Origin of the sequence: Paenibacillus polymyxa M1 (assembly GCF_000237325.1) — a bacterium.
Classification (GTDB): domain Bacteria; phylum Bacillota; class Bacilli; order Paenibacillales; family Paenibacillaceae; genus Paenibacillus; species Paenibacillus polymyxa_C.
Window position 1 is genome coordinate 3,422,662 of sequence record NC_017542.1, and the last position, 21,389, is coordinate 3,444,050.

At 45.0% G+C, this 21,389-nt stretch carries 21 protein-coding genes and 1 other annotated feature; of the genes, 2 read left to right on the plus strand and 19 right to left on the minus strand.

The window, feature by feature from the left end:
- Positions 1 to 146: 146 nt before the first annotated feature.
- The 16 genes from spoIVA to PPM_RS15465 form a co-directional block, all read right to left on the minus strand.
- Positions 147 to 1,625, minus strand: a complete 1,479-nt coding sequence (spoIVA, locus tag PPM_RS15385; protein ID WP_013371689.1) for a stage IV sporulation protein A — start codon at positions 1,623 to 1,625, stop codon at positions 147 to 149.
- A 424-nt stretch (positions 1,626 to 2,049) separates the two neighbouring features.
- Positions 2,050 to 2,400, minus strand: coding sequence for a 2Fe-2S iron-sulfur cluster-binding protein (locus PPM_RS15390; protein WP_013371691.1), 351 nt, complete (start codon positions 2,398 to 2,400; stop codon positions 2,050 to 2,052).
- Between the two features lie 42 nt (positions 2,401 to 2,442).
- Positions 2,443 to 3,093 (minus strand): hypothetical protein, encoded by a 651-nt coding sequence (locus PPM_RS15395; RefSeq protein WP_013371692.1) that lies wholly within the window; start codon positions 3,091 to 3,093, stop codon positions 2,443 to 2,445.
- 173 nt (positions 3,094 to 3,266) lie between these two features.
- A protein-coding gene (locus PPM_RS15400) for an IS3 family transposase (RefSeq protein WP_414056383.1) occupies positions 3,267 to 4,429 on the minus strand; the annotation gives its coding sequence in 2 pieces (ribosomal slippage) (positions 3,267 to 4,165 and positions 4,165 to 4,429; 1,164 coding nt in all).
- Positions 4,430 to 4,561: 132 nt separating this feature from the next.
- Positions 4,562 to 4,837, minus strand: a complete 276-nt coding sequence (locus PPM_RS15410; protein ID WP_013371695.1) for a stage VI sporulation protein F — start codon at positions 4,835 to 4,837, stop codon at positions 4,562 to 4,564.
- Between the two features lie 166 nt (positions 4,838 to 5,003).
- Positions 5,004 to 6,044: an NAD(P)H-dependent glycerol-3-phosphate dehydrogenase gene (locus PPM_RS15415; RefSeq protein ID WP_013371696.1), complete on the minus strand. Its 1,041-nt coding sequence runs from the start codon at positions 6,042 to 6,044 to the stop codon at positions 5,004 to 5,006.
- Complete coding sequence (gene plsY, locus PPM_RS15420) at positions 6,037 to 6,645, minus strand: glycerol-3-phosphate 1-O-acyltransferase PlsY (protein WP_013371697.1); 609 nt, start codon at positions 6,643 to 6,645, stop codon at positions 6,037 to 6,039. Before plsY ends, PPM_RS15415 begins: the two co-directional genes overlap by 8 nt.
- 11 nt (positions 6,646 to 6,656) lie before the next feature.
- Positions 6,657 to 7,979: a ribosome biogenesis GTPase Der gene (gene der / locus PPM_RS15425; protein ID WP_013371698.1), complete on the minus strand. Its 1,323-nt coding sequence runs from the start codon at positions 7,977 to 7,979 to the stop codon at positions 6,657 to 6,659.
- Positions 7,980 to 8,126: 147 nt separating this feature from the next.
- Complete coding sequence (gene rpsA, locus PPM_RS15430) at positions 8,127 to 9,353, minus strand: 30S ribosomal protein S1 (protein ID WP_013371699.1); 1,227 nt, start codon at positions 9,351 to 9,353, stop codon at positions 8,127 to 8,129.
- Positions 9,354 to 9,471: 118 nt separating this feature from the next.
- Positions 9,472 to 10,065: a lysophospholipid acyltransferase family protein gene (locus tag PPM_RS15435; protein WP_013371700.1), complete on the minus strand. Its 594-nt coding sequence runs from the start codon at positions 10,063 to 10,065 to the stop codon at positions 9,472 to 9,474.
- Entirely contained in the window at positions 10,062 to 10,769 is a 708-nt protein-coding gene (gene cmk / locus PPM_RS15440) for a (d)CMP kinase (RefSeq protein WP_013371701.1), read from the minus strand. The genes PPM_RS15435 and cmk overlap by 4 nt, the downstream gene beginning before the upstream one ends.
- A 129-nt stretch (positions 10,770 to 10,898) precedes the next feature.
- On the minus strand, positions 10,899 to 11,558 hold the full coding sequence (locus tag PPM_RS15445; RefSeq protein ID WP_013371702.1) for a flagellar brake protein: 660 nt from the start codon (positions 11,556 to 11,558) through the stop codon (positions 10,899 to 10,901).
- 165 nt (positions 11,559 to 11,723) lie between these two features.
- Positions 11,724 to 13,109, minus strand: a complete 1,386-nt coding sequence (gene ypeB / locus PPM_RS15450) for a germination protein YpeB (protein ID WP_013371703.1) — start codon at positions 13,107 to 13,109, stop codon at positions 11,724 to 11,726.
- Between the two features lie 263 nt (positions 13,110 to 13,372).
- A complete protein-coding gene (prsW, locus tag PPM_RS15455; RefSeq protein WP_013371705.1) occupies positions 13,373 to 14,068 on the minus strand; it encodes a glutamic-type intramembrane protease PrsW in 696 nt (231 codons plus the stop codon).
- Positions 14,069 to 14,150: 82 nt separating this feature from the next.
- Positions 14,151 to 14,765, minus strand: coding sequence for a genetic competence negative regulator (locus tag PPM_RS15460; protein ID WP_013371706.1), 615 nt, complete (start codon positions 14,763 to 14,765; stop codon positions 14,151 to 14,153).
- A 196-nt stretch (positions 14,766 to 14,961) separates the two neighbouring features.
- Positions 14,962 to 15,339: a hypothetical protein gene (locus PPM_RS15465; RefSeq protein WP_013371707.1), complete on the minus strand. Its 378-nt coding sequence runs from the start codon at positions 15,337 to 15,339 to the stop codon at positions 14,962 to 14,964.
- 93 nt (positions 15,340 to 15,432) lie between these two features.
- Between PPM_RS15465 and PPM_RS15470 the strand changes: the two genes are divergently transcribed.
- Positions 15,433 to 16,359: a polysaccharide deacetylase family protein gene (locus PPM_RS15470; RefSeq protein ID WP_013371708.1), complete on the plus strand. Its 927-nt coding sequence runs from the start codon at positions 15,433 to 15,435 to the stop codon at positions 16,357 to 16,359.
- Positions 16,360 to 16,518: 159 nt separating this feature from the next.
- On the opposite strand, the gene PPM_RS15475 is transcribed toward PPM_RS15470, so the two are convergent.
- Both PPM_RS15475 and PPM_RS15480 read right to left on the minus strand, forming a co-directional pair.
- Positions 16,519 to 16,860: a hypothetical protein gene (locus PPM_RS15475; protein ID WP_013371709.1), complete on the minus strand. Its 342-nt coding sequence runs from the start codon at positions 16,858 to 16,860 to the stop codon at positions 16,519 to 16,521.
- The gene (locus PPM_RS15480; protein ID WP_013371710.1) at positions 16,857 to 17,444 is read right to left on the minus strand and encodes a type II CAAX endopeptidase family protein; all 588 of its coding nucleotides are present in this window, start codon (positions 17,442 to 17,444) and stop codon (positions 16,857 to 16,859) included. The genes PPM_RS15475 and PPM_RS15480 overlap by 4 nt, the downstream gene beginning before the upstream one ends.
- Before the next feature lie 186 nt (positions 17,445 to 17,630).
- Positions 17,631 to 17,876: a binding site (T-box leader), on the plus strand.
- A gap of 261 nt (positions 17,877 to 18,137) precedes the next feature.
- Here PPM_RS15480 and serA point away from each other — a divergent pair.
- Entirely contained in the window at positions 18,138 to 19,730 is a 1,593-nt protein-coding gene (gene serA, locus PPM_RS15485; RefSeq protein ID WP_013371711.1) for a phosphoglycerate dehydrogenase, read from the plus strand.
- A 204-nt stretch (positions 19,731 to 19,934) separates the two neighbouring features.
- Here serA and PPM_RS15490 read toward each other — a convergent pair whose 3' ends face one another.
- A complete protein-coding gene (locus tag PPM_RS15490; RefSeq protein ID WP_013371712.1) occupies positions 19,935 to 21,389 on the minus strand; it encodes a sensor histidine kinase in 1,455 nt (484 codons plus the stop codon).

The following is a 21,389-nucleotide window of genomic DNA, read 5'->3' on the forward strand; positions in this document are numbered from 1 at the left end:
ACCAAGTATGTAAATAGGTTTTATTAAATATAGAAAAACTCGCGATCTCTCATGGCAAAAAACTACAAATCCCATAAAAAAATACCGCAAAGAGCAGTCAGCCCTCTACGGTATTTCCCTTACACATTTTTGGTAATGGATTAGCCTTAAAGAATTATAGCAATAAGACCACCAGAACCTTCATTGATAATGCGACCCAGCGTTTCCTGCAGCTTATAGCGTGCATTGTCCGGCATCATGGCAATCTTGCCTTGAATACCTTCACGCACAATAGAATGCAGCGAACGTCCGAAAATGTCAGATTCCCAAATTTTGATTGGATCATTCTCAAAATCCTGCATCAGGTAACGTACGAGTTCCTCACTCTGCTTCTCTGTTCCGATAATCGGAGCAAATTCCGATTCCACATCGACACGGATCATGTGAATGGAAGGGGCTGTCGCTTTAAGCCTCACTCCAAATCTTGTACCCTGTCGAATCAACTGCGGTTCGTCCAGTGCCATCTCAGCCAGTGACGGAGCAGCAATACCATATCCTGTTGTCTTGACCATTTCCAGAGCCTCGGCAAAACGGTCATATTCCCGTTTAGCGTGGGCAAAATCCTGCATCATCTGCAGCAAATGATCCTTGCCGCGAATCTCTACCCCGACGACTTCAACCAAAATCTGGTCATACAGTTCATCAGGCGCATACAAATCAATTTCCGCGACGCCCTGCCCCATATTCATTCCGCTTAATCCGGCCCTGTCGATGAACTCATACTCCATAAACTGGCCGACGACTCGATCTACATCACGCAGGCGCCGAATATCTTTAACCGTATCACGAACGGAATTTTCATAGTTGCTACGCAGCCAGTGATTTTCGTTCAATACCATAACCCAGCTCGGCAGGTTCACATTCACCTCATGCACCGGGAATTCATACAATACTTCACGAAGTACACCCGTAACATCATCTTCCGTCATGGTTGCCGCGCTGAGTGTCATGACTGGAATATCGTACTTGGCAGCCAGTTCACTGCGGAGTTGAAGTGTTTCATCACTGCGTGGATGCGTGGAGTTGATAACCAGAACAAATGGCTTGCCAACTTCCTTCAACTCTTCAATGACGCGTTCCTCCGACTCTACATAAGAGCTACGCGGGATTTCAGCAATGGTGCCGTCTGTAGTGACGACCACACCGAGTGTCGAATGTTCTTGAATAACCTTACGTGTACCAATTTCTGCCGCTTCCTGAAAAGGAATGGGTTCTTCAAACCATGGTGTAGAGATCATTCTTGGACCATTTTCATCCTCGTAGCCTTTTGCACCTTCTACTGCGTATCCTACACAGTCAACCAGACGTACATTCACGTCCAGTCCTTCCGTTACTTTGATCTGGACGGCATTATTCGGTACAAATTTAGGTTCCGTCGTCATGATCGTCTTCCCTGCCGCACTTTGCGGCAACTCGTCTACGGCGCGGGCACGGTCCGCCTCACTCGTAATGTTGGGCAGTACAATCGTTTCCATAAACCGCTTGATAAACGTTGATTTTCCTGTTCGGACTGCGCCGACGACCCCAAGATAGATGTCTCCTCCGGTGCGTTCGGCAATGTCTTTAAAAATGTCCACTTTCTCCAATGAAATCCCCTCCTCAAAAGTCTCCGAAGGAAAAATGCTTAAAGAGCATCCGCTTCGTGTTCAACCAACTGCTTGATCCCAGATGCGGCAGAACAGCCTTTAAAATGCCCGGAAGTCGTCCGCCGCCGAGATTCAGGAGACTGATGGAATCGGCGAAACGGCGTAAACTCGTACATGCATTTGGACTGATACCATCATATGTATCCCCTCCGTAAAATATGTTTAGTTTTTTTAAAAATAGATTACGTTACAGTGATCAATGCAGAAAGATATTTTACGTTTGGGTCCACTCACTTAATATATGCACAGCAAGATTTCCCCATGACTTTGTTGCTAGACTTAAATAAAAAAAGGATATTTCTCAGACCGTTTCTAACCGTCGAGAAATATCCTTTGTTTTTTTGTTCTACTGATATAACCGATATTACCACAGTTCGTCATCCAGCCCCTGACGCTCCAGTTGCCGTCTAATAGCTGCCTTGAGCCTATCTTCCGGTATGGTTACCTCCATATCACCCTGAGCACGGGCCTGACAGGATAAACGTATTCCTTCATTCAGTAAAGGCCCCAGCTTACGCTGCTCTGCATCATTAGGGCGACCTGCAAGCTCAGCCCGTTCCGGTGCTATCTCTACCTTACACATCAGACAGGCTGCTTTTCCATCACAACGTGTGGGAATATACACACCTGCTTTACGGGCAGCCTGGAGCAATGACGTACCCCGACTGACCTGTACGCACCTGCCTGACGGCTTGAACGTAATCTGCACATTCATGAACGGTCCTCCATTCACCTTTCCTCTTAATACGCACGCAACTTATATTTCATTACTCATTCGGATGAAGGAGTGAAGTTCTGGCCAAGGGAGAAGCTCTCCAAGCTTGCCCAACTGCTCCTTATTCCAAATGTTACTGACCAATAGCTGTTTTAGTATCCCTATGTGTCGTTGCGGGTCTCGCTTCATGACATTTGCAATCGCTTGATAGCGGTCGGGGCGATTTCGCAACAGATTGAATAGCAACTCGTGACTGAGAGGCATCAAACGCAATGAGGTATTTTCCAGATCAAGCTGTATCCCAGCCGACCAGAGTAGGCGCTCGACCTCTAAGCGGTATAAAGCTCCATCACATAAAACCTCAAATCCTCCCACCAATTCGACTGGAAATCCCTCCAGTTCATAGTGGCTTAACAATGAAACGTAAGATCCGCTACGATCAACCTGCTGTTGGTCTATACTCACGCCCGGCGAGTGCGCGTGTAACAGCTTTGCTGCATGAATATCCGCATAAATATCAATGTCCCGAGGCAGACGATCCAATTCAACTTCTTGCACAAGTAGTGCACAGCTCCCCCCCAGCATCCATGGAACCGACACCGCTGACCAGCTCTCAGTCAAGCTACCCAGCGCAACTGCCAGATCATGAGGAAGCCTGTCCACTAACACTGATGATATTGCCTCCTTCAACATCGTTTCCTCCTTTGCTGTCTTTCCTCCCGTTTCCTAATGGGCATCATTATAACATGTTCGACATGGCAGTTCGACATTTTGTGTACTGGAATAGTACTTTCCTGCCTCAAAAAATAAAAAAACCGCGAACCTGGTCATACCCCTGTCAAGTAGACAGAACTAAAAAGACATCTTTAAGCAGCAACCGTTTCTCGGTATTCAATCGGGGAACGGTTGTTTAATTTTTTCTGAAATCTATTTTCATTATAAAAAGAAATGTACTCCCGTACGTGTTGTTCTACCTCCGCTAGGGTTCCGGGTTTCGTTAAATAAATCTTCTCTGTTTTAAGATGGGAGAAGAAGGATTCTATACAGGCATTGTCTAGGCAATTTCCACGCCTTGAATGGCTCCCAAGCATGCCAAGCCGCTTAAGCTTGCGGTTAAACGGCTTGGAGGTATACTGAAAACCCTGGTCTGAATGGAGAATGACACCCTCCATGTTCACGTTCTTACTTAGAACGTCTAGCGTCTCGCTAACTAGAGCAAGGTCATTTCGTTCCGAAAGACGCCAAGCCACGATTTCATTGTTAAACAGATCTTGAATGACAGAGAGATATACAAACCGCTCTCCAGCTCGTATGTATGTAATATCGGTAACCAGCTTGGATAAAGGAGAATCTGCCTGAAATTGTCGATCTAATCGGTTGGCATTTACCACAGATGCCTGTTTGCCAAAAAAACGCCGCTTCTTTCGAATGACGGAACGGATCCCTAATTTCTTCATTAGGCGGTACACCTTTTTGTGATTGACCAAGATACCTTCTCTACGTAAAGCAACGGTCATCCGCAGATAACCAAAATAGGGATGGATCCGGTGGATCGACAACATATGCGATTCCAGAAGCTCTTCTTCTTGCTTACGCTGCTGGGTTGTTTGCTGAGTCTTTCTCCATTTATAATATCCTGCCCGAGAAACATGGGCTAATTCAAGTAACCATTTCAACGAATATCGTGTTCGCATTCCCTCAATAATTTCAAACCTCGCTTCTTTCCTCGTCACTCCTTGTGTAGATTTGGATACTGCTTTTTTAAATATTCAATCTCCGCCCGTAGATACGCCATCTCTTCTTCCATACTGGAAAATTTCGTTTTGGGTCGTCCCTGTCTTGTGGTCGTTGGCTGGAGGTTCTCCCCCGCTCGATATTTCGTCACCCAGCTTTGTACTTGGGATTTATTACGAATGTCTAAGTGTTTCGTCACTTCACGAATACTCATATGTTCTTCGTTCACCAACCGGATTGCCTCCATCTTTACATCTAAGGAGTATTGCCGGAATGATTGTCCCTTTTTAGCCATGAAAAATCCCCTCCGTTCAACAAGATTAAGTCCATCTTAACAGATGTCTTTTCTCTCTTGTCTACTAGAAGGGGATAATACCAACCTTCCCAGTTCACGGTAAAAAAAACGAACCATCGTGCGGCCAGCGTTTTATTTTTTCATCATCATTTTCATTAACGCTTCCATATTGGAAGGATTCATTCCACTCTTTTTGACGGCTCCGACAATATCCCTGACTGTATCTTCCGATACCGGAATGTTAGCCATCGCAGACACCTGTTTTATAAGCTGACGCAACTGTGTTTCACTTTGAAGCGTGTCCGGCTTTACCGTGCCTGCCAGCTTTTTCACTGCATTTTCGGATATGTTTTTGCCGCCTTTTTTGTTAATGGCCTTCAATGCATCTTTCGGAAAGTTTTTACTCACAATCTCCCCTCCTCCGCCATTGCTCAACTCAGTCTATGAGTGACGGAGACAAAAGGTGATTAAGCATACAAAAGACATGCCAAACGCCTAACTAAAAAAGGCTATCTCATCGTAGAAAAATCTACTCATGAGACAACCTGTATACTTTAGAAGCTCCTCTGTACTCTTATGAATGCCATTGCTCCCAAGTTTGAAGCGGCATGACTTCCATCTCGGTTTTCGGATCCCGACCCATTAATGCCTCAACAGCTTTGCGGACGTCACGTCCTTCAAACAACACTCCATACAGCACCTCTGTAATAGGCATTTGAACGCCTAATTTTTGTGAGATAGCGTATGCTGCTTTTGTCGTACGAATTCCCTCTACGACCATACCCATAGATTCCAGTACGGCATCAAGCTGTTGGCCCTGTCCCAATAATGACCCTGCACGCCAGTTGCGGCTGTGACGACTCGTTGCCGTCACAACTAAATCACCTATACCCGCAAGTCCGGCAAAGGTTAATGGATTAGCCCCCATCTCAACTCCGGCACGGGTAATCTCAGCCAATCCACGGGTCAACAAAGCCGCTTTAGCATTATCACCGAAGCCAAGTCCATCCGACATTCCCGCACCCAGTGCGATAATGTTTTTTAAAGCACCGGACAGTTCGACACCGAGCAAATCCCGGTTTGTATAGACGCGGAAATAGGAGTTCATGAACAGCCCCTGAGCAGCCTGTGCTGCCTTCTCATTGGAAGAAGCTACAACAACCGTTGTAGGACATTTCTTCACCACTTCCTCCGCATGACTCGGGCCTGATAGCACGGCAATATCGTCCTCCGCGATTTCCAGCTCTTCCGAGATCACCGTGGACATACGCTTGAGTGTCTCTGTTTCAAAGCCCTTAATGGCATGTACTACCAGCATATCCTTGGTGAAATGAGCCTTCAAACTACGTGCAACCTGCCGAGCGGCAGACGAAGGAGATACGATGATCACCGCTTTTGCTCCAGATACCGCAGTCTGCATATCCGTTGTAGCTGAAATGCGATCAGACAAAATAGAGCCTGGTAAATAATGCTCGTTCGTATGCTTCTCATTGATCTCAGCAGCTTGCTGTTCGCTTCTCGTCCAGACAGAGACATCGTTGTTATTGGTCGCAAGTACGGAAGCTAGGGCTGTTCCCCAACTACCTGCTACCAGCACAGCTATTTTCTCAGACAAGACGATCTCCTCCTTTGGAGCCAAGCTTATTCTCATTTCCCCGTGCCAACTTGACTATATTAGTACGGTGTCTCCACACAGCGAACAGGCAAATGATTAGAGCTGTCCAAAATAACGGCCAAGCATAACCAAGTACGAGTAATATCCAAGGGGTCAAAATAACAAAAATTAGCGATCCCAGGGATACATAACGCGTTATTACGATGGCAAGTATCGCAATGATTCCGGCATATAATGCCGGCAGCAAGGCAAGCGATGCCAATACACCAATGGCAGTCGCAATCCCTTTGCCTCCGCGAAAGTGAAAATATACCGGCCAGTTATGGCCCGCAATCGCCGCAATGCCACACAAACCCGGTAACCAGGATGATTCACCACCCAACCAGTGCCCTATCAGCACCGCAATAACCCCTTTAAGTACGTCCAGCAGCAGTACCAGAATAGCTGGGCCTTTTCCAAGCACGCGCAGCGTATTCGTCGCACCGGCATTGCCGCTTCCATGCTGGCGAATGTCGATTCCTTTTAATTTTCCATACAGCAAACTAAAGCTGACAGAGCCAAGCAAGTAACTGAGTACGATGGCAACGATCTGTAAAATCAACCTATTCGCTCCTAACTTTCGTCAGACTTGCGCCGGGTAAATATACGAATTGGAGTTCCTTCAAAATTAAAGGCGGCGCGAATTTTGTTCTCCAGATAACGCTCGTAAGAGAAGTGCATTATCTCTGGATCATTTACGAATACAACCATCGTAGGCGGTTTAACAGCAACCTGAGTCACATAGTTAATACGCAGACGACGGCCCTTATCTGTTGGTGGTGGATTGATGGCAACCGCGTCGGAAATGACATCATTCAGCAGATGTGTCTGAATACGCATGACATGCTGCTGTGCCACATGCTGCACAACTGGAAGCAACTTTTGCAGACGTTGCTTTGTCTTTGCAGATAAGAACACAATCGGAGCATAGGTCATGAACAGAAAGTGGTCACGGATTTTCGTCTCAAACTGGTGCATCGTTTTATCGTCTTTATCTACGACATCCCATTTATTAACGACAAACAACGAGGCTTTACCCGCTTCATAAGCATAGCCAGCAATGTGTTTATCCTGCTCAATGATGCCTTCCTCGCCGTTAATAACGACCAGTACAACATCTGCACGCTCAATGGCACGCATCGCACGCATTACACTATATTTTTCTGTCGTTTCGTATACTTTACCACGTTTGCGCATACCTGCCGTATCAATCAGTACATACTTTTGTCCGTCTTTTTCAAAAGGCGTGTCAATTGCATCACGTGTTGTACCTGCAATGTCACTGACAATAACCCGTTCTTCTCCTAAAATGGCATTAACGAGTGAAGATTTACCTACATTCGGACGTCCGATCAAAGCCACACGTATAACGTCTTCGTCATAATGATCTTCTTCTAGCTCAGGTAAATTGGACGTAATTGCATCCAACAAATCACCGATCCCTGTGCCATGACTACCAGAAACAGCAATTGGATCACCAAATCCATAAGAATAAAACTCATAGATCAGATCGGCGCGACTGAGGTTGTCCACCTTGTTTACTGCTACGATGATCGGTTTACCCGAACGATATAGCATTTGAGCTACCTCTTCATCCGCTTGCGTTATTCCTGCTTTTGCATCGCTCATGAACACAATAACATCTGCTTCTTCTATTGCAAGTTCGGCCTGCATACGGATGGACTTCAAGATAACATCCTCACCATCAATCTCAATGCCGCCGGTGTCAATAATACTGAAGGATTTACCATTCCACTCCGATATACCGTAAATACGGTCACGAGTGATTCCCGGTTTATCTTCCACGATGGACAAACGATCCCCGATAATCCGATTAAAAATCGTGGACTTACCCACATTCGGACGACCAACGATAGCCACAACGGGTCTTGCCATAAATTCACTCCTCCTGTCAATTTTTCCGCTATCATCATAGCAAAAAACATACCTATTGGCGATATAGTGACGTAACAACAATCGGCGAACCCTCTGGGTCCGCCGATGGTGTACGTTATGCTTATAATAAAATGTATTGATTTAAACTCATTTAAATTTGTTCAGCTTATCGCCAAAACGCTCGCCAAGCGTAATGCTCAGTCCGGAATTGTTGAGGGAAACGTTAGGATTATTCAGTTCCTCACGAGGCGCGCGAGATGCACGTGGTGCTCTTTCTGCTTTTGGAGCGGCTTCAGGAGCTTCCTCAGTTTCTTTAATGCTCAGGCTAACACGTTTTTCAGAAGGATTCATTTCAAGAATTTTAACTTTAACTTCTTGTCCTTCTTCCAGAACTTCTTGTGGAGTTCCAATGTGTTTGTGGGAAATTTGAGAAATATGAACCAAACCTTCCACACCAGGAGCAATCTCAACGAATGCACCGAAGTTAACCAAACGTTTAACAACACCAGTTACGATGTCATTGTTATTGAATTGTCCAGCAGCCGATTCCCAAGGACCAGGCTGTGCAGCTTTCATGCTCAGGCTGATTTTTCCTTTTTCAGGATCTACTTTCAAGACTTTCACTTTCACTTGATCTCCTTCGGAAACAGCGTCAGAAGGCTTATCAACATGAGTCCAAGCAATTTCAGATACGTGAACCAGACCGTCCACTCCGCCAACATCTACGAAAGCACCAAACTGAGTAAGACGTTGAACCGTACCAACAATTTCTTGTCCTTCTTTCAGCTCAGCCATTACTTTAAGCTTGTTAGCTTCGAATTCTGCTTCCAGAACGTCTTTTTGGGAAAGGATCACTTTGTTGTTTTCACGATCCAGTTCTTTTACAACAACACGCAATGTGCGGCCTTTGTAATCACTGAAATCTTCAACAAAATGGCGTTCTACCATGGATGCAGGGATGAATCCGCGCAGACCCACGTCTACTACGATGCCGCCTTTAACAACATCATTCACAACAACTTCAAATACTTCTTTGCTTTCGAACAGTTGCTCCAACTTTTCCCAAGCATTTTCACTGTCGATTGCACGTTTGGACAGAACAAGTTTTTCCTTGCCGTCGTCGATGCTGATAATTCTAGCTTCAACCTCTTGGCCTACTTGTACTGCTTCTTCTGCATTATCCAGACCAGAAGACAATTCGCGAATTGGAATAACTCCATCGTATTTATATCCAATGCTTACTACCGCTTGGTTATCTTCCAATTTCACAATTGTACCCTTAACGGTGTCACCTTTTTTCAGGGAAACGATTTGATCGAGCTCGTCTTGATTTGCCGCTTCAGCAGCTTCTTGATTTTTAATTTCTTCCGACATGTCAATACCCTCCTCAATTCAAAAAAACCATTTATTTAAACCTGCGCATAGCAGAGTTCAAAACAAAATACATTTTTGCTCTAGTTTTCCAAGCTTAGACACAATTCATGCAAGCCTTTCAATCATTCGTAGGCTCACCAGTTTCCTTCATTGTGCGAATACGTGACATAATTGCTTCTGTTGCCAGTTCAAGAGGATCTCCTTCGACATCGGCACCCTTTTGGTAAGCGTCCAAATTAACAGGTTTACCGTATATCACTTTCGTTTTACGGAAAAGCTTGTAATCACCAATAATGGCGACTGGAACGGCAGCCGCTCCACTACGCAGTGCAAAACTGGCAGCACCCTTTTTACCAATTCCCCCAGCTCCTCTGGAGCCTTCAGGAAAAATCCCCATAACCTTACCGTCACGCAAAATGTTCAATGCCAGCTTAATGGATTCCTTACTCACACCACCACGTTTGACTGGAAAAGCTCCCAGTTTGTCGATCAGTGGTCCCAGCACAGGAACATTAAACAGCTCTGCTTTAGCCATAAAGTGAACCTTTCGCTTCAGCAAAATGCCAACTGTAGGAGGGTCAAGATTACTAATATGATTAGAACACAACAGCACTCCACCCTCAGCAGGAACATTTTCCCTGCCTACCGCCTCAAGCCTAAACAGAAAGCGGTAAATGAGACGCAAAATACTGGCGCATACAGTATATATCATTGGCTGATCTCTCCATCCTTCTCCGTTAAGCAATAAGATACGATCGTATCAACGACATCCTGAATGCCCATATGGGTCGTATCAAGCACGATGGCGTCCTCACTGCAACGAAGCGGGGATACCTCCCTCTCCTCATCAAACTTATCACGTGCCGCAATGTCACGTTCAAGCTGTTCCAGAGTGATATCATCAGTTTCGCTCAGTTCTTTAAAACGACGTGAGGCACGTTCCTGAACACTTGCGGTCATGAATACTTTGACTTCCGCATCGGGAAGCACAGTTGTTCCAATATCGCGTCCGTCCATAACGACACCCTTACGCGCAGCCATTTCACGCTGGTTTTCGGTCAAGCGTGTACGTAAACCAGCAATACTTGAATACTGTGACACATTGCTAGTCACTTCCATCGAACGAATCACAGTGGTTACATCTTCCCCGTTACAATAAACCTTTTGGCCTGTGGGGTCCGGTACTAATTCAATCACCAGCTCAGGTACATGTTGAAGCACTTTTTGTACATTTTCTGCAGAAATTTCTTTGCACATCATGTACCACGTTGCTGCTCGATACATGGCTCCGGTATCTACATATACATAGGAAAGTGCTTTCGCCACCAGGCGGGCCACTGTACTTTTCCCTGCGCCAGCAGGTCCATCAATGGCTACATTTATTTTGTTAATTGAAGATGCATGTTGCCTTGCCAACAGGGAATTCCTCCTAACCTAACCTCAAGAAAAAAGCAGGCATTGCCTGCGACGTGAAAATTATACCACACATTTATAGGCGATGCAAAATAAGCGACAGGTTTACTAAAAAAGAAAAGCTTCGCATGATTACGATTTCCCCCGGAACTCTAACTGTCTTTCAAAACAATATTTAATCAGTTTTTGGCGCTCCTGATCAGCGATTTTCTCATATTTCAACATAATGAGTTTGCGGTCATTTTCCATCTGCTGAATGCGTACAATTTCAGATTGGAACGGAACATGCTCTTGAGTGCCGTTTTTATATGGAACCAAAACCCAGCAAGACAATGATTCTCCTTCTTCAAGATGATGTGAGCCCTGAGTTTGAAAAGATACGCCTCCACCTCCCACATCATGCGTCTCTGCTACAAATCTAGATTCGTTTGCACCATGCTTAACCGCAATTTCCAAGTTGGCCTTTACCCTAAGAAAGTTTCGACGCTGAATTTTGCTGATGCTGTCCGGAGCAGGCTTGTGAATGCGAACCATCCGGAGGACGTCATCTTTAAAGCCCGTAACGTGGGTATTAAAATAGTTTTTAATTCCACCCTCACTCATAAAAAATATAGACAGTTCTTCCCCAAGAAACAGCTTTTTCAAGTGTCCGCTTGTTTGTGACATGGGAATTTCAATTAGAAAGTTCTGTGAGTCCTCTTCCGCAATACGCGACTTATATTCAAAAGATTCCTCCTTCTGATCGGTACCGGCAACTTGTATGTATAACACATCATTAATTTTTGGAAACAAACGATTCACCATCCTTGTCCATTCAAAACTATAATTAAGGTATATAATACCACGACTTTGTGCCTATATTAAGCATTATATTTGCTAGAACTATGACTAAAGCACAAAAAACCTCCTTAATAAAGGAGGCTTAGAGTGACTATAGATTCATTTCAGTGTAATCAACTAGGCATTACTTGCCGTAACTTGTGCTTCATCTGAATCTTTTACTTGTTCAATCGTTTCTTCCATTCCCGTGTTCGCGTTAATGTAAATTCGATAAATGGAACCGTTAATTTTACCGCCAAATTCATAGCACAGAACTTCATTCGACAGTTCATTTTCAATTAGTGCTTTGCGGTGGTAAGTTTCGCGAAACTCAGGATTCAACTTCGCTCGCGCTTCATTTAAATTCAGTTTTGCCTGAGGAATACGACGGAGGTGACTGTGCTCATATACATAATCGCTGCATTGAAAACCAATCACTTGTCCGTTATCTAAGCCTGATCTGACTGTGATTTTTTCTGGATAGATAATCACATCCCCTTGTTGGCTCGCAAATGTAATGTTAGCTAAATTCCCGCTTTCATCATATGCTACGGGCTTCATTCCTTTGTAGCCCTTTTGTTCAAGATACTCACTTGCATAGCGAACCGCTTCATTACGAGTTGCTTTTTTAGGACCTACTGATCTCATATCATGATAAGAAATGAGCTTGCCACCCTTTTTCGTAAAATCCATTGTGGCCACAGGCTGCTGCTTATTTAGCAACGTAGCCGTAAAAGACGCCCACTCTGTTCCTTTACCATTTTCGTTCACACGAATCTGACTTTCTGGTTTTCCTGTAAAGTCAGCGGCATTCCGCTTAATTTGTCCAGCATCCACCGCCGGGAGACTCAACTTTTTCACTGAGCGCTTATCATAGATGCTCGCAACAGACGGTCCCCAATCCAGTTCTTTGTAGTTCTCTACTTTTTTGTCCACGGTTTTGAAGCCATCAATAATGGTGTTGTCTTTCGGTCCAGTTTGAGAACCTGCCGCCATATCCACATCCATCCAACGCAAGTTTTTGCTAATGACCTTTTGCTGCACCTCATGCATGTTTTTCGAAATTTCCTTGGAATTGTTATACAACGTTTTCAGATTCGAAATTTCTTTCTCGTTTAAAGGCTCGTGATCCAGATCACGAACAGCGGTCTGATACGAAAATGCAGATAGATGGGACAGCAAATCTTTAGCATGATTAAAAGGCATTACATTGAGAGGCAACTGATTAACCTCATTTTGGGCTTCACTTGCAATTCTCCACACGTTCATCAAGCATTTGCGGTGCATCGCGTGTGAAGTAGTATGGACAGCAACCGCGTTACCGAGTTGGGAATGCAGCTGATCCATATGAAACGACAGATCGTGAAATGCACGCTGGTATTGATTTTCCGCTTTAATCGACATTCTATTTGCCTGAGAAGACACCTCTCTTCTCATCTGGCTTTGCTGATAACCCCACACAAATGCTCCTATCATAATCAGGGTAACCACCGGGAACAATACGGCACTAAGTCGCTTATACATATTGGGAGTCTCCTTTCTTCAAATACACTACCGATAGTGTGACAAGAAGAAAGCTCTCTTATGCATGGTTTTCCATGACTTCAACAATAAACTCACAGTTATCGCAAATACAGCGTTTAAAGCCGGTCTGAATCTGCCCTTGCTCCATTCGCCCTCTCAGCACAAAGCGTTCTCCGCATCTTTTACAATGAATTCTTACTTTTATACGCAAAAAAGACACCTCTTCCTCTAACAGGTTTGTCAGATCAGTGTGTCCCATTTCGTTACATATTAACCTTTTCTTCCCGTTTTAACATTCGAAAAGGAGAACGATTATTCGCTCGACTGATTTTTGCCATCCCTCCATACCATAGAAATGCCATCAGTGGAATGATAAACCAGATCCAGTCGTGTGAAAATTTCGTTAAAATTAAATCATATACTCCGTGCCAAAACCATGGAAGCACTAATGACAGAAGCAGCATATATTTACTCTTCAGGTCTACCGAAAACTTGGCTTTCCCCATATAGTAGCCCATCATAACCCCAAACATCGCATGACCGGATACCGGTAGCAAGGATCTCATTAACATCATGCTGATCGAAGCATGCCCCGCCCAGGCATATAACAGATTTTCAACCGTCGCAAACCCGAGTGAGACTGCAGCTGCATACAATATCCCATCATAAGGCTCGTCGAACTCCGTATGGTTATAGATGATGTGATACAGCAGGAACCATTTAAAAAACTCTTCCACTCCAGCGGAAATACCGAACACCTGAATTAAAGTGTCATCTCCTAGCCAAATCAGCAGCCCACGTTGAAAAATCATGACCGGAAGCACCACTAAAAAACCGAGCAAAAATACTTTAATAACCATGTGCAGGGGCTCCGAATCATAGCGATCCTTTAAGTAAAAGTACATCAATAAGGCGAGACCCGGCGCTGTAGCTGCCGCTAAAACAGAAAACAGAAGCACCGATCATCCCTCCATAAAAATGAGTCGGCCCTGCTTTCAGCGCAGAGCCGACAAATTAACTTCTTTATCACTTTCTAAAAAATCAAGAACGGCTGTCAAAATGGGTGCAGATGACAGCAACTGCCTGTTCAGGAATGACCAGCTTTCCATACTCTTCCAGCATAGCTGGTGTTACGGATGAACCTTCTCCAAATTCTGCCAGAATCGCGATTAAGGCTGCTAGCTTGGACTCTTCTACTTCTTCTGGCTCCAAATGCAAAATCCATTTTCCTCTATAATGATACAGCTTACCTGCTTCCGTAGTGTTGCTGCGGAGCATATGAGCCGCTTCTATGAGTACTTCGAAATCGCTAAACGCGTAAACGATGGAATCACTGTGCTCCATTGTGACTTCCATTTCGTAGACTTCCTCTGGAAGCTCCTCATCGGGACCCGAACCGTACTGCTGGTGATCGTATTTTCCCCGAGTGACGATAACAACCATTCCCTGAGCAGGAAGCGCAAAGACTTCAACAGCTAACGGTCCCGTGGCATCGAAGCCCAGTTCGCTGTATGCCTGATCCATCATTTCAGTAAACAGCTCATGAACTCTAGGAATTTCTTGCCACATATCATCTTTTTGGATACCCCGTTCGCTCAAATCGTCAAAGGTAAGGAAAATCCGTATCTTGTCCTGACTTAATCTTTCTATTTTCATACTGGACCCTCCTCCTGGCAGCCGAGTGTTATTAGCAGATTATGATTCAAATATGATGCCTGTGATGAAAATGGTTCTATGTAATCATGTTATCATTTTATAATCGTAAATGCACGAATAAAAATGATAAAAAAAAGAATCATTTGAACGGCTTTAACAAAAAAGCCGCAAAATGATTCGGAATAGAGGTTTCGGGTTACAATCCCGGTACGGCTGTATGAGTTTCTTTCAGTATTTGCTCGACCTCACGTTTAACATCGGGACTTGTGCTAATAAACTCTTTAATCAACTTCATATTCTCTTCCTTGCTCTTGGCAGTTTGGGCGTTATGCACGGTTTTATCTGCTTGTGAACGATGATCATGATCCTTGTGGGTGTCTTGTGTATTCAGCGCAATATCACCCATGCCTGGAAAAGCGGCGTCCATCATTTTTGTACGAGCTTTCTGCACCAAATTTCCGCCTTTTTTTCCGCCCATGTCCATGGATAAGCCCAACGCATTGCGGTTACGAGAGATCAGAGAGCTTGCAACAGCCCCCAAGACGATGCCCAGGAAAAATGAAGATGTTTTCACAATTAGAACCTCCCTTTGTGGTAGAATCAAGCATAGTGTTCGTCAGCAGAGACAAACTCATACGGTATAAATACAGGAAGGTGAGATGAATTAATGGGTACAAAAACAGCAGCCATTTTGCTAACAGCATGTCTGCTGCTTAGTGCTTGCACTGCGACGAAGCCCGAATCTGCGGATTCCAGTAACCATCAGGATTCAGTAACTTCTAATTCAAGTAACAGTGCCAAAGGTCAAAGCAGTATATCTTCCCCAAAAGGAAGCAGTAAGCAAGCAGACAGTGATGAGCAAAAATCAGTGAGTACAACAAATACACAAAATGACAAAACCGCCGTTGAGAGCAACGGAACTACAGTTTCGACAACTGCGGTTACCACTAACAAAATGTATCACTTGGACAAAGCTTATAATGTAATTCCTAACCAACAAGGTGCCGAAAAAAGAGTGGTGTTGCTGACTTTTGATGATGGTCCGAAGGAAGCGGTCATGATTAACAAAATCATAGATATTTTGGATAAGCACAAGGCAAAAGCGATTTTCTTCGTAAACGGTTATCGTGTAAAAGAACATCCTGAGTTGCTTAAGCTTATCCATGATCGTGGACAGCCCATTGGCAACCATAGCTGGGACCACATCGTTCTCAAGAACAAGTCTGAGGCTGAGGTCAAAAAACAGATTGAAACGGTACAAAAAATCGTTAAAGATACTACAGGCCAAGCACCCGTATTCTTTCGTCCGCCTCATGGTGCTGGTGGAGACGTAGGTCGCAAGGTGGCGAAGGAAAATGGGCTCTTGTATATGACATGGTCCGTTGGTTCTCTGGACTGGACGATGAAAAAAAATCAACCTCATAAAACGGAGACACTTCTCAAAAACGTAACAGAACAACTTCATCCAGGCAGCAATATTTTGATGCATGAACTGCCATGGACAGTGGAGGCACTGGACAGTCTATTGACGCGCCTTGAGCAGAAGGGTTATCAATTTGTCGATCCACAAAGCATTGAGATTCCTGCCATTTAATAGTCACTTGTGCATATGCTCAAATGGTCAAATGTAGATAATGTAAAAATAAATAATGTAAAAAGGCCTCCATCTCCACATAACTTGTGGGAGATGGAGGCCTTTTTAGCGTAACGTTGCACGCACGTACTAGACGCACGCTGTCACAATGCCTTTATATCACCACAGCATTTCACTAATGGGTGGTGCACCCTTAATTCCCCACCATAGTAACGCTGCTGTAATAAGCACAAAAAGAGTGCTTAAAAAATTCAAAAACCACTTACTCACCCGAATACGACGGGACGGAAACATCTCTGTCCGTGTTCGGTACTCACTGGCAGGAGTGTCCTCCTCCATTGTCACAGCAACTTCTGGTGCAGCGGCAACATCTACCAACTCTGGCATGGGCCGTGAAGCACGGGAGCGAACCGGTTTTGGCTTTGGCCTGTCCTCCTCCTTGCCTTTGCGGCCATTTCGGCGGCTACCATAGGTCTGCACTCTGCTAAGTTCCTGATTCATTCTTCATACCTCCGAAAACGTAACGCTAAGCCAGATATAAGGTCAATCACAAAATGACAAATGATCGGTGCCCACAGGCTGCCTGTCTGCACGTATATATATCCCAATCCATAACTGCTAAGGAAAACCCAACCCGTGGGAATCCAGTGCCGTAAATATCGGATATGAATAACCGCAAACAAAATGCTTGTCCAATAAGGACCAAAGCTGTACTGAATCGCACCTCTAAACAAAAGTTCCTCACAGATGGAAACGATAGCAGCTATACAAATAATATGCCAAACCGGTCGATTTTGAAACAGCATTTGGTTAATACCACCGTCATCCATGGCATCCTCAGGCATGATCCGAGACAGCAGCAAATCTACTAATAGCATAGCGGCCGCCAGTCCCAATCCCCACCATAAGACGTGTACAGTGTTGGGCAATGCAAACAGTTCAAACACATTTCTTTTCTGAAATATAATCCAGATTGCGCCAATCAGCAGGGTCAGACCCTGAGTTAGATACAAATTGTAAAGCAGCAAGCGGTCGTTCAATTGATGAATTTGCGCTCTTTTCCATTTCACTTTAAGCTTTTTCATAGTTAGTTAGTCCTCTGCTTAGTCTTCTTTAGCATCATAGCCAAAAAGTCGGGCGGATTCAAGAAGACTTAAATCTTAATTTTTCCGCATTCTGTAGCTATGTATCTAGTCGTCTATCCACACATGTCGCATGTCCTATTGACATGCCCATGTAAGCCATGATACATTATGAAAAAATTATTAGCGACAACAACAATGATGGAGAAAAGGTATTGATTTCGTCCTCAGAGAACCGGTGCTTGGGTGGAAGCCGGTGGCGAAGTAACTACTTTCAGCGCTCCTGAGTTATTGCATCGAGGTCTAGGATTTTCCGACATTAGATGCAATCGGCAGAAAACCGTTATCCTTTCGGTCATTATATGACCGCTGAAGGCAGTCCATTGCGAAATGGCTGCGAATTAGGGTGGTACCACGATAACTCTCGTCCCTTACTATGGAGATAGTATGTGATTCGGGAGTTTTTTTGATGCCCGAAAACCATAAAGCGACTCCGCATAAGGCCTTTGGTTGTCAGTTTGGTGCAAAATACTATTTTATTCCTTTTCTGCGTCAATGCGTTATCACACTAGTGTTTCGACCGCTCTCCTGTACTTTTTAGAAGCATTTCAAGTTTTTTCATGTTCTTTATGGAATGTATTTCAGTTTGAAGTACATCCTGTCCATAAAAGAAGTTAACTTTGAGGAGGAAACCAAATGTTTAAAGTGTTAGTATCCGATCCAATCAGTGACCTGGGCATTCAGCAGCTGATGGATGCAGACGATGTCACGGTGGACAAGAACACAGGTCTCAGCGAGGATGAATTGGTTCAAATTATTGGTGACTATGACGCATTACTCGTCCGAAGCCAAACCCGGGTAACCGAACGCATCATGGCGGCAGGTAAAAACCTCAAGGTTGTCGGACGTGCCGGGGTCGGAGTGGACAACATCGACCTTGAAGCAGCAACACAACGCGGGATTATCGTTATTAATGCTCCTGACGGCAATACCATTACGACATGTGAGCACACTTTTGCCATGATGATGGCACTGGCTCGCCATATTCCACAGGCTTACGCTAAAACCATCGGTGGTACATGGGATCGTAAAACATTCCTCGGTGTCGAACTGCGTAACAAAACACTTGGAGTCCTCGGCATGGGACGTATCGGCAGTGAGGTAGCTAAACGCGCCAAAGCATTTGGCATGAGCATCCTCGGTTATGATCCGTTTCTGACTGAAGAACGCGCTGAGAAGCTGGGCATCAAGCTGGCCAGCGTGGACGAAATTATCCGCAACGCAGATTTCATGACCGTACACACGCCATTAACACCAGAAACCAAGCATATGATCGCACGTCCGCAGTTTGAAGTGATGAAAAAAGGAATGCGCATCATCAACTGTGCCCGAGGCGGAGTTATCGATGAAATGGCACTTGTTGAAGCTATTGATGAAGGTATCGTTGCCGGTGCAGCCTTTGACGTATTCGAGTCGGAACCACCAGCACAGGATCATCCGTTCCTGAGCCATCCAAAAATTATCGTTACACCACATCTGGGTGCATCGACTGTCGAAGCTCAGGAGAACGTGGCGATCGACGTGTCTGAGCAGGTGCTGCATATTTTACGGGATGAGCCGTTTAAAAATGCGGTCAACATGCCTCCAGTACCATCCAATGTCATGACGCAATTGCAGCCATATTTCTCACTCGGAGAGAAGCTGGGCAGCTTTGCCGCTCAGATCACCAACCAGGCTGTACGTGAAATCCAGGTGGATTACGCTGGCGATTTGTCTTCTGTGGATACACAGCCGCTCACACGTTATATTTTGAAAGGCGTGCTTAGCCGTCATCTGGGCAGCGATGTGAACATCGTAAACTCTGTGCATCTTGCCAAAACACGTGACGTTCATCTCATCGTCTCTCAGGCGCCTGCCACCAAGGGCTTTACCAATCTGATCACCGTTACGCTCAAAACGCAAAGCGGCGAAGAACAACGTGTTTCCGGCACCCTGCTCGCAGGCTATGGTGAACGTATTGTTCGATTGAACCAGTTCCCGGTAGATGTGGCACCGGAGGCTCATTTCCTGCTCATCTCACACAATGATAAACCCGGCATTATCGGCCGTGTCGGCACCTTGCTTGGGGAGAACAGCGTCAACATCGCTTCTATGCAAGTAGGTCGTAAAATTGTTGGCGGTGAAGCTATCATGATCCTGACCGTTGACAAAGCTGTGCCTAAAGACGTGCTGATTCAACTCGTAGGCTTGCCAGAACTGAATACTGCCCAAGAAGTAGTGCTGGATTAGTTCCAGTCAGTGTGAAAACTTCCTTGGTTTTATTTATAAAGAGAGGCGCCCGGCTACCGAGGCGCCTTTTCTTATACCCTTATCTAACATAGAAGCATCCATCTTGAAACTGAATGTTCCACGTTGAACAAGATAAATGTTGATTTTTCAACAAAAAGCACCCTCTTCCGAGGATGCCTGCAAACTGGGACATATGAGCCGTCGTTATAAGCTTGTTACAGAGCCCTGTCTTGTTTTATTGGAGATTGGCAGCAAAATAGTAAATTCCGTCCCTTCTCCCAGCACGCTAGCAGCTGAGACAGAGCCTCCGTGAGCCTCTACGATGTTTCTAACAATGGCAAGCCCCAGCCCAGTCCCTTTGTCCTCACCACGTACTCTAGCCTTGTCTGCCTTGTAGAAGCGGTCAAAAATATAAGGTAGGTCCTCACTGGCAATGCCCACACCTTCATCTTTAATACGAATGCGGATTAACTCATTCCGTTCTCCCCGAATTTGATCCGCCGCAATGGTAACTTTTTTCCCAGAGGGTGTATGTCTGAACGCATTATCCAGCAAATTGGTCAACACCTGCTCCAGTCGGTCTTCATCTGCCTCAGGCAACAGCAAGTGTTGATCTGGCTCATAATAATCGAGTATCAGTCCCCGTTCCTTGGAACGAACCGTAAATTTCCGGTGAACACGCTCGATCAGTTCATTTACGTCCACTTCCTGACGGTACATGTCTGTATGACCTGCCTCCATTCGGGCCAGATCCAGCAGATCCTTGACTAATCTTCCCATACGCAATGATTCATCATGGATAACCTGTACTAGCTCCTCAGACTCTTCCGGTGAACCCGCCATGCCGTCCAGCAAAGCCTCACTGTATCCCTGCATCATAGATAAGGGTGTACGGATTTCATGGGATACGTTGGCTACAAAATCGCTACGCATCTTCTCAAGTTTTACTTCTTCCGTAATATCTCTAAGTACAGCTACTGCACCACGAATAGCGTTATCTGTATACAGCGGCGCCATTTGCACTGACCACGAGCCTTTCTTGACATGGATGTAGTCTCCGACATCCTCGCCTCTGTCCATAACCGTATGGAACAAAGGCAGCAAAGGCTCAGGCACAGAAGCTCCGAATTCCTCCAGATCACGCCCCTGCCACTCCAGCTTTTTCCAAATATCCAGCAAACTTTGTGCAGGCGGATTCGTCAAGATGATTTGTCCACTTCTGTCGAAGGTAAATACGGCATCAGACATACTTCGCAGCACACTGGATAAGTGGTTTTTCTCCTCATTCAGACTGCGGATCGTCGCTTCCAGTTCCGTAGACATATGGTTAAAAGTTTTCGCCAGCTCTCCAATTTCATCGCTGGTCACCAGCGAAAGCCGAGTATCATACCTTCCCTCACGGATGGCATTCGCCGCCTGAATCAACAGCTGCATAGGCTGTGTGATTTTAGTAAAAAGAAATAGAGCAAAAAAGGTCGTCAATAAAAATCCGACAATACATGTATAGGTGAATAAATGCTTGATCTCCGTCGATTCATGTGCTGCAAAATTTCTGTTGATGTACGGCAATAAAAAAAGCCCCAGAAAAATAAGCACAGAACCTACAAGACAAATGATGGTGATCCACAGCTTGCCTACCAGCGATCTCCAGAAGTTCAC

Bases quoted from the DNA above. Each gene is read 5' to 3' on its own strand.
- PPM_RS15390 (WP_013371691.1), bottom strand. From the start codon at position 2,400: ATGAATGTGCAGATTACGTTCAAGCCGTCAGGCAGGTGCGTACAGGTC.
- PPM_RS15395 (WP_013371692.1), bottom strand. From the start codon at position 3,093: ATGTTGAAGGAGGCAATATCATCAGTGTTAGTGGACAGGCTTCCTCAT.
- der (WP_013371698.1), bottom strand. From the start codon at position 7,979: ATGGCAAGACCCGTTGTGGCTATCGTTGGTCGTCCGAATGTGGGTAAG.
- rpsA (WP_013371699.1), bottom strand. From the start codon at position 9,353: ATGTCGGAAGAAATTAAAAATCAAGAAGCTGCTGAAGCGGCAAATCAA.
- PPM_RS15435 (WP_013371700.1), bottom strand. From the start codon at position 10,065: ATGATATATACTGTATGCGCCAGTATTTTGCGTCTCATTTACCGCTTT.
- ypeB (WP_013371703.1), bottom strand. From the start codon at position 13,109: ATGTATAAGCGACTTAGTGCCGTATTGTTCCCGGTGGTTACCCTGATT.
- PPM_RS15460 (WP_013371706.1), bottom strand. From the start codon at position 14,765: ATGAAAATAGAAAGATTAAGTCAGGACAAGATACGGATTTTCCTTACC.
- PPM_RS15470 (WP_013371708.1), top strand. From the start codon at position 15,433: ATGGGTACAAAAACAGCAGCCATTTTGCTAACAGCATGTCTGCTGCTT.
- PPM_RS15475 (WP_013371709.1), bottom strand. From the start codon at position 16,860: ATGAATCAGGAACTTAGCAGAGTGCAGACCTATGGTAGCCGCCGAAAT.
- PPM_RS15480 (WP_013371710.1), bottom strand. From the start codon at position 17,444: ATGAAAAAGCTTAAAGTGAAATGGAAAAGAGCGCAAATTCATCAATTG.
- serA (WP_013371711.1), top strand. From the start codon at position 18,138: ATGTTTAAAGTGTTAGTATCCGATCCAATCAGTGACCTGGGCATTCAG.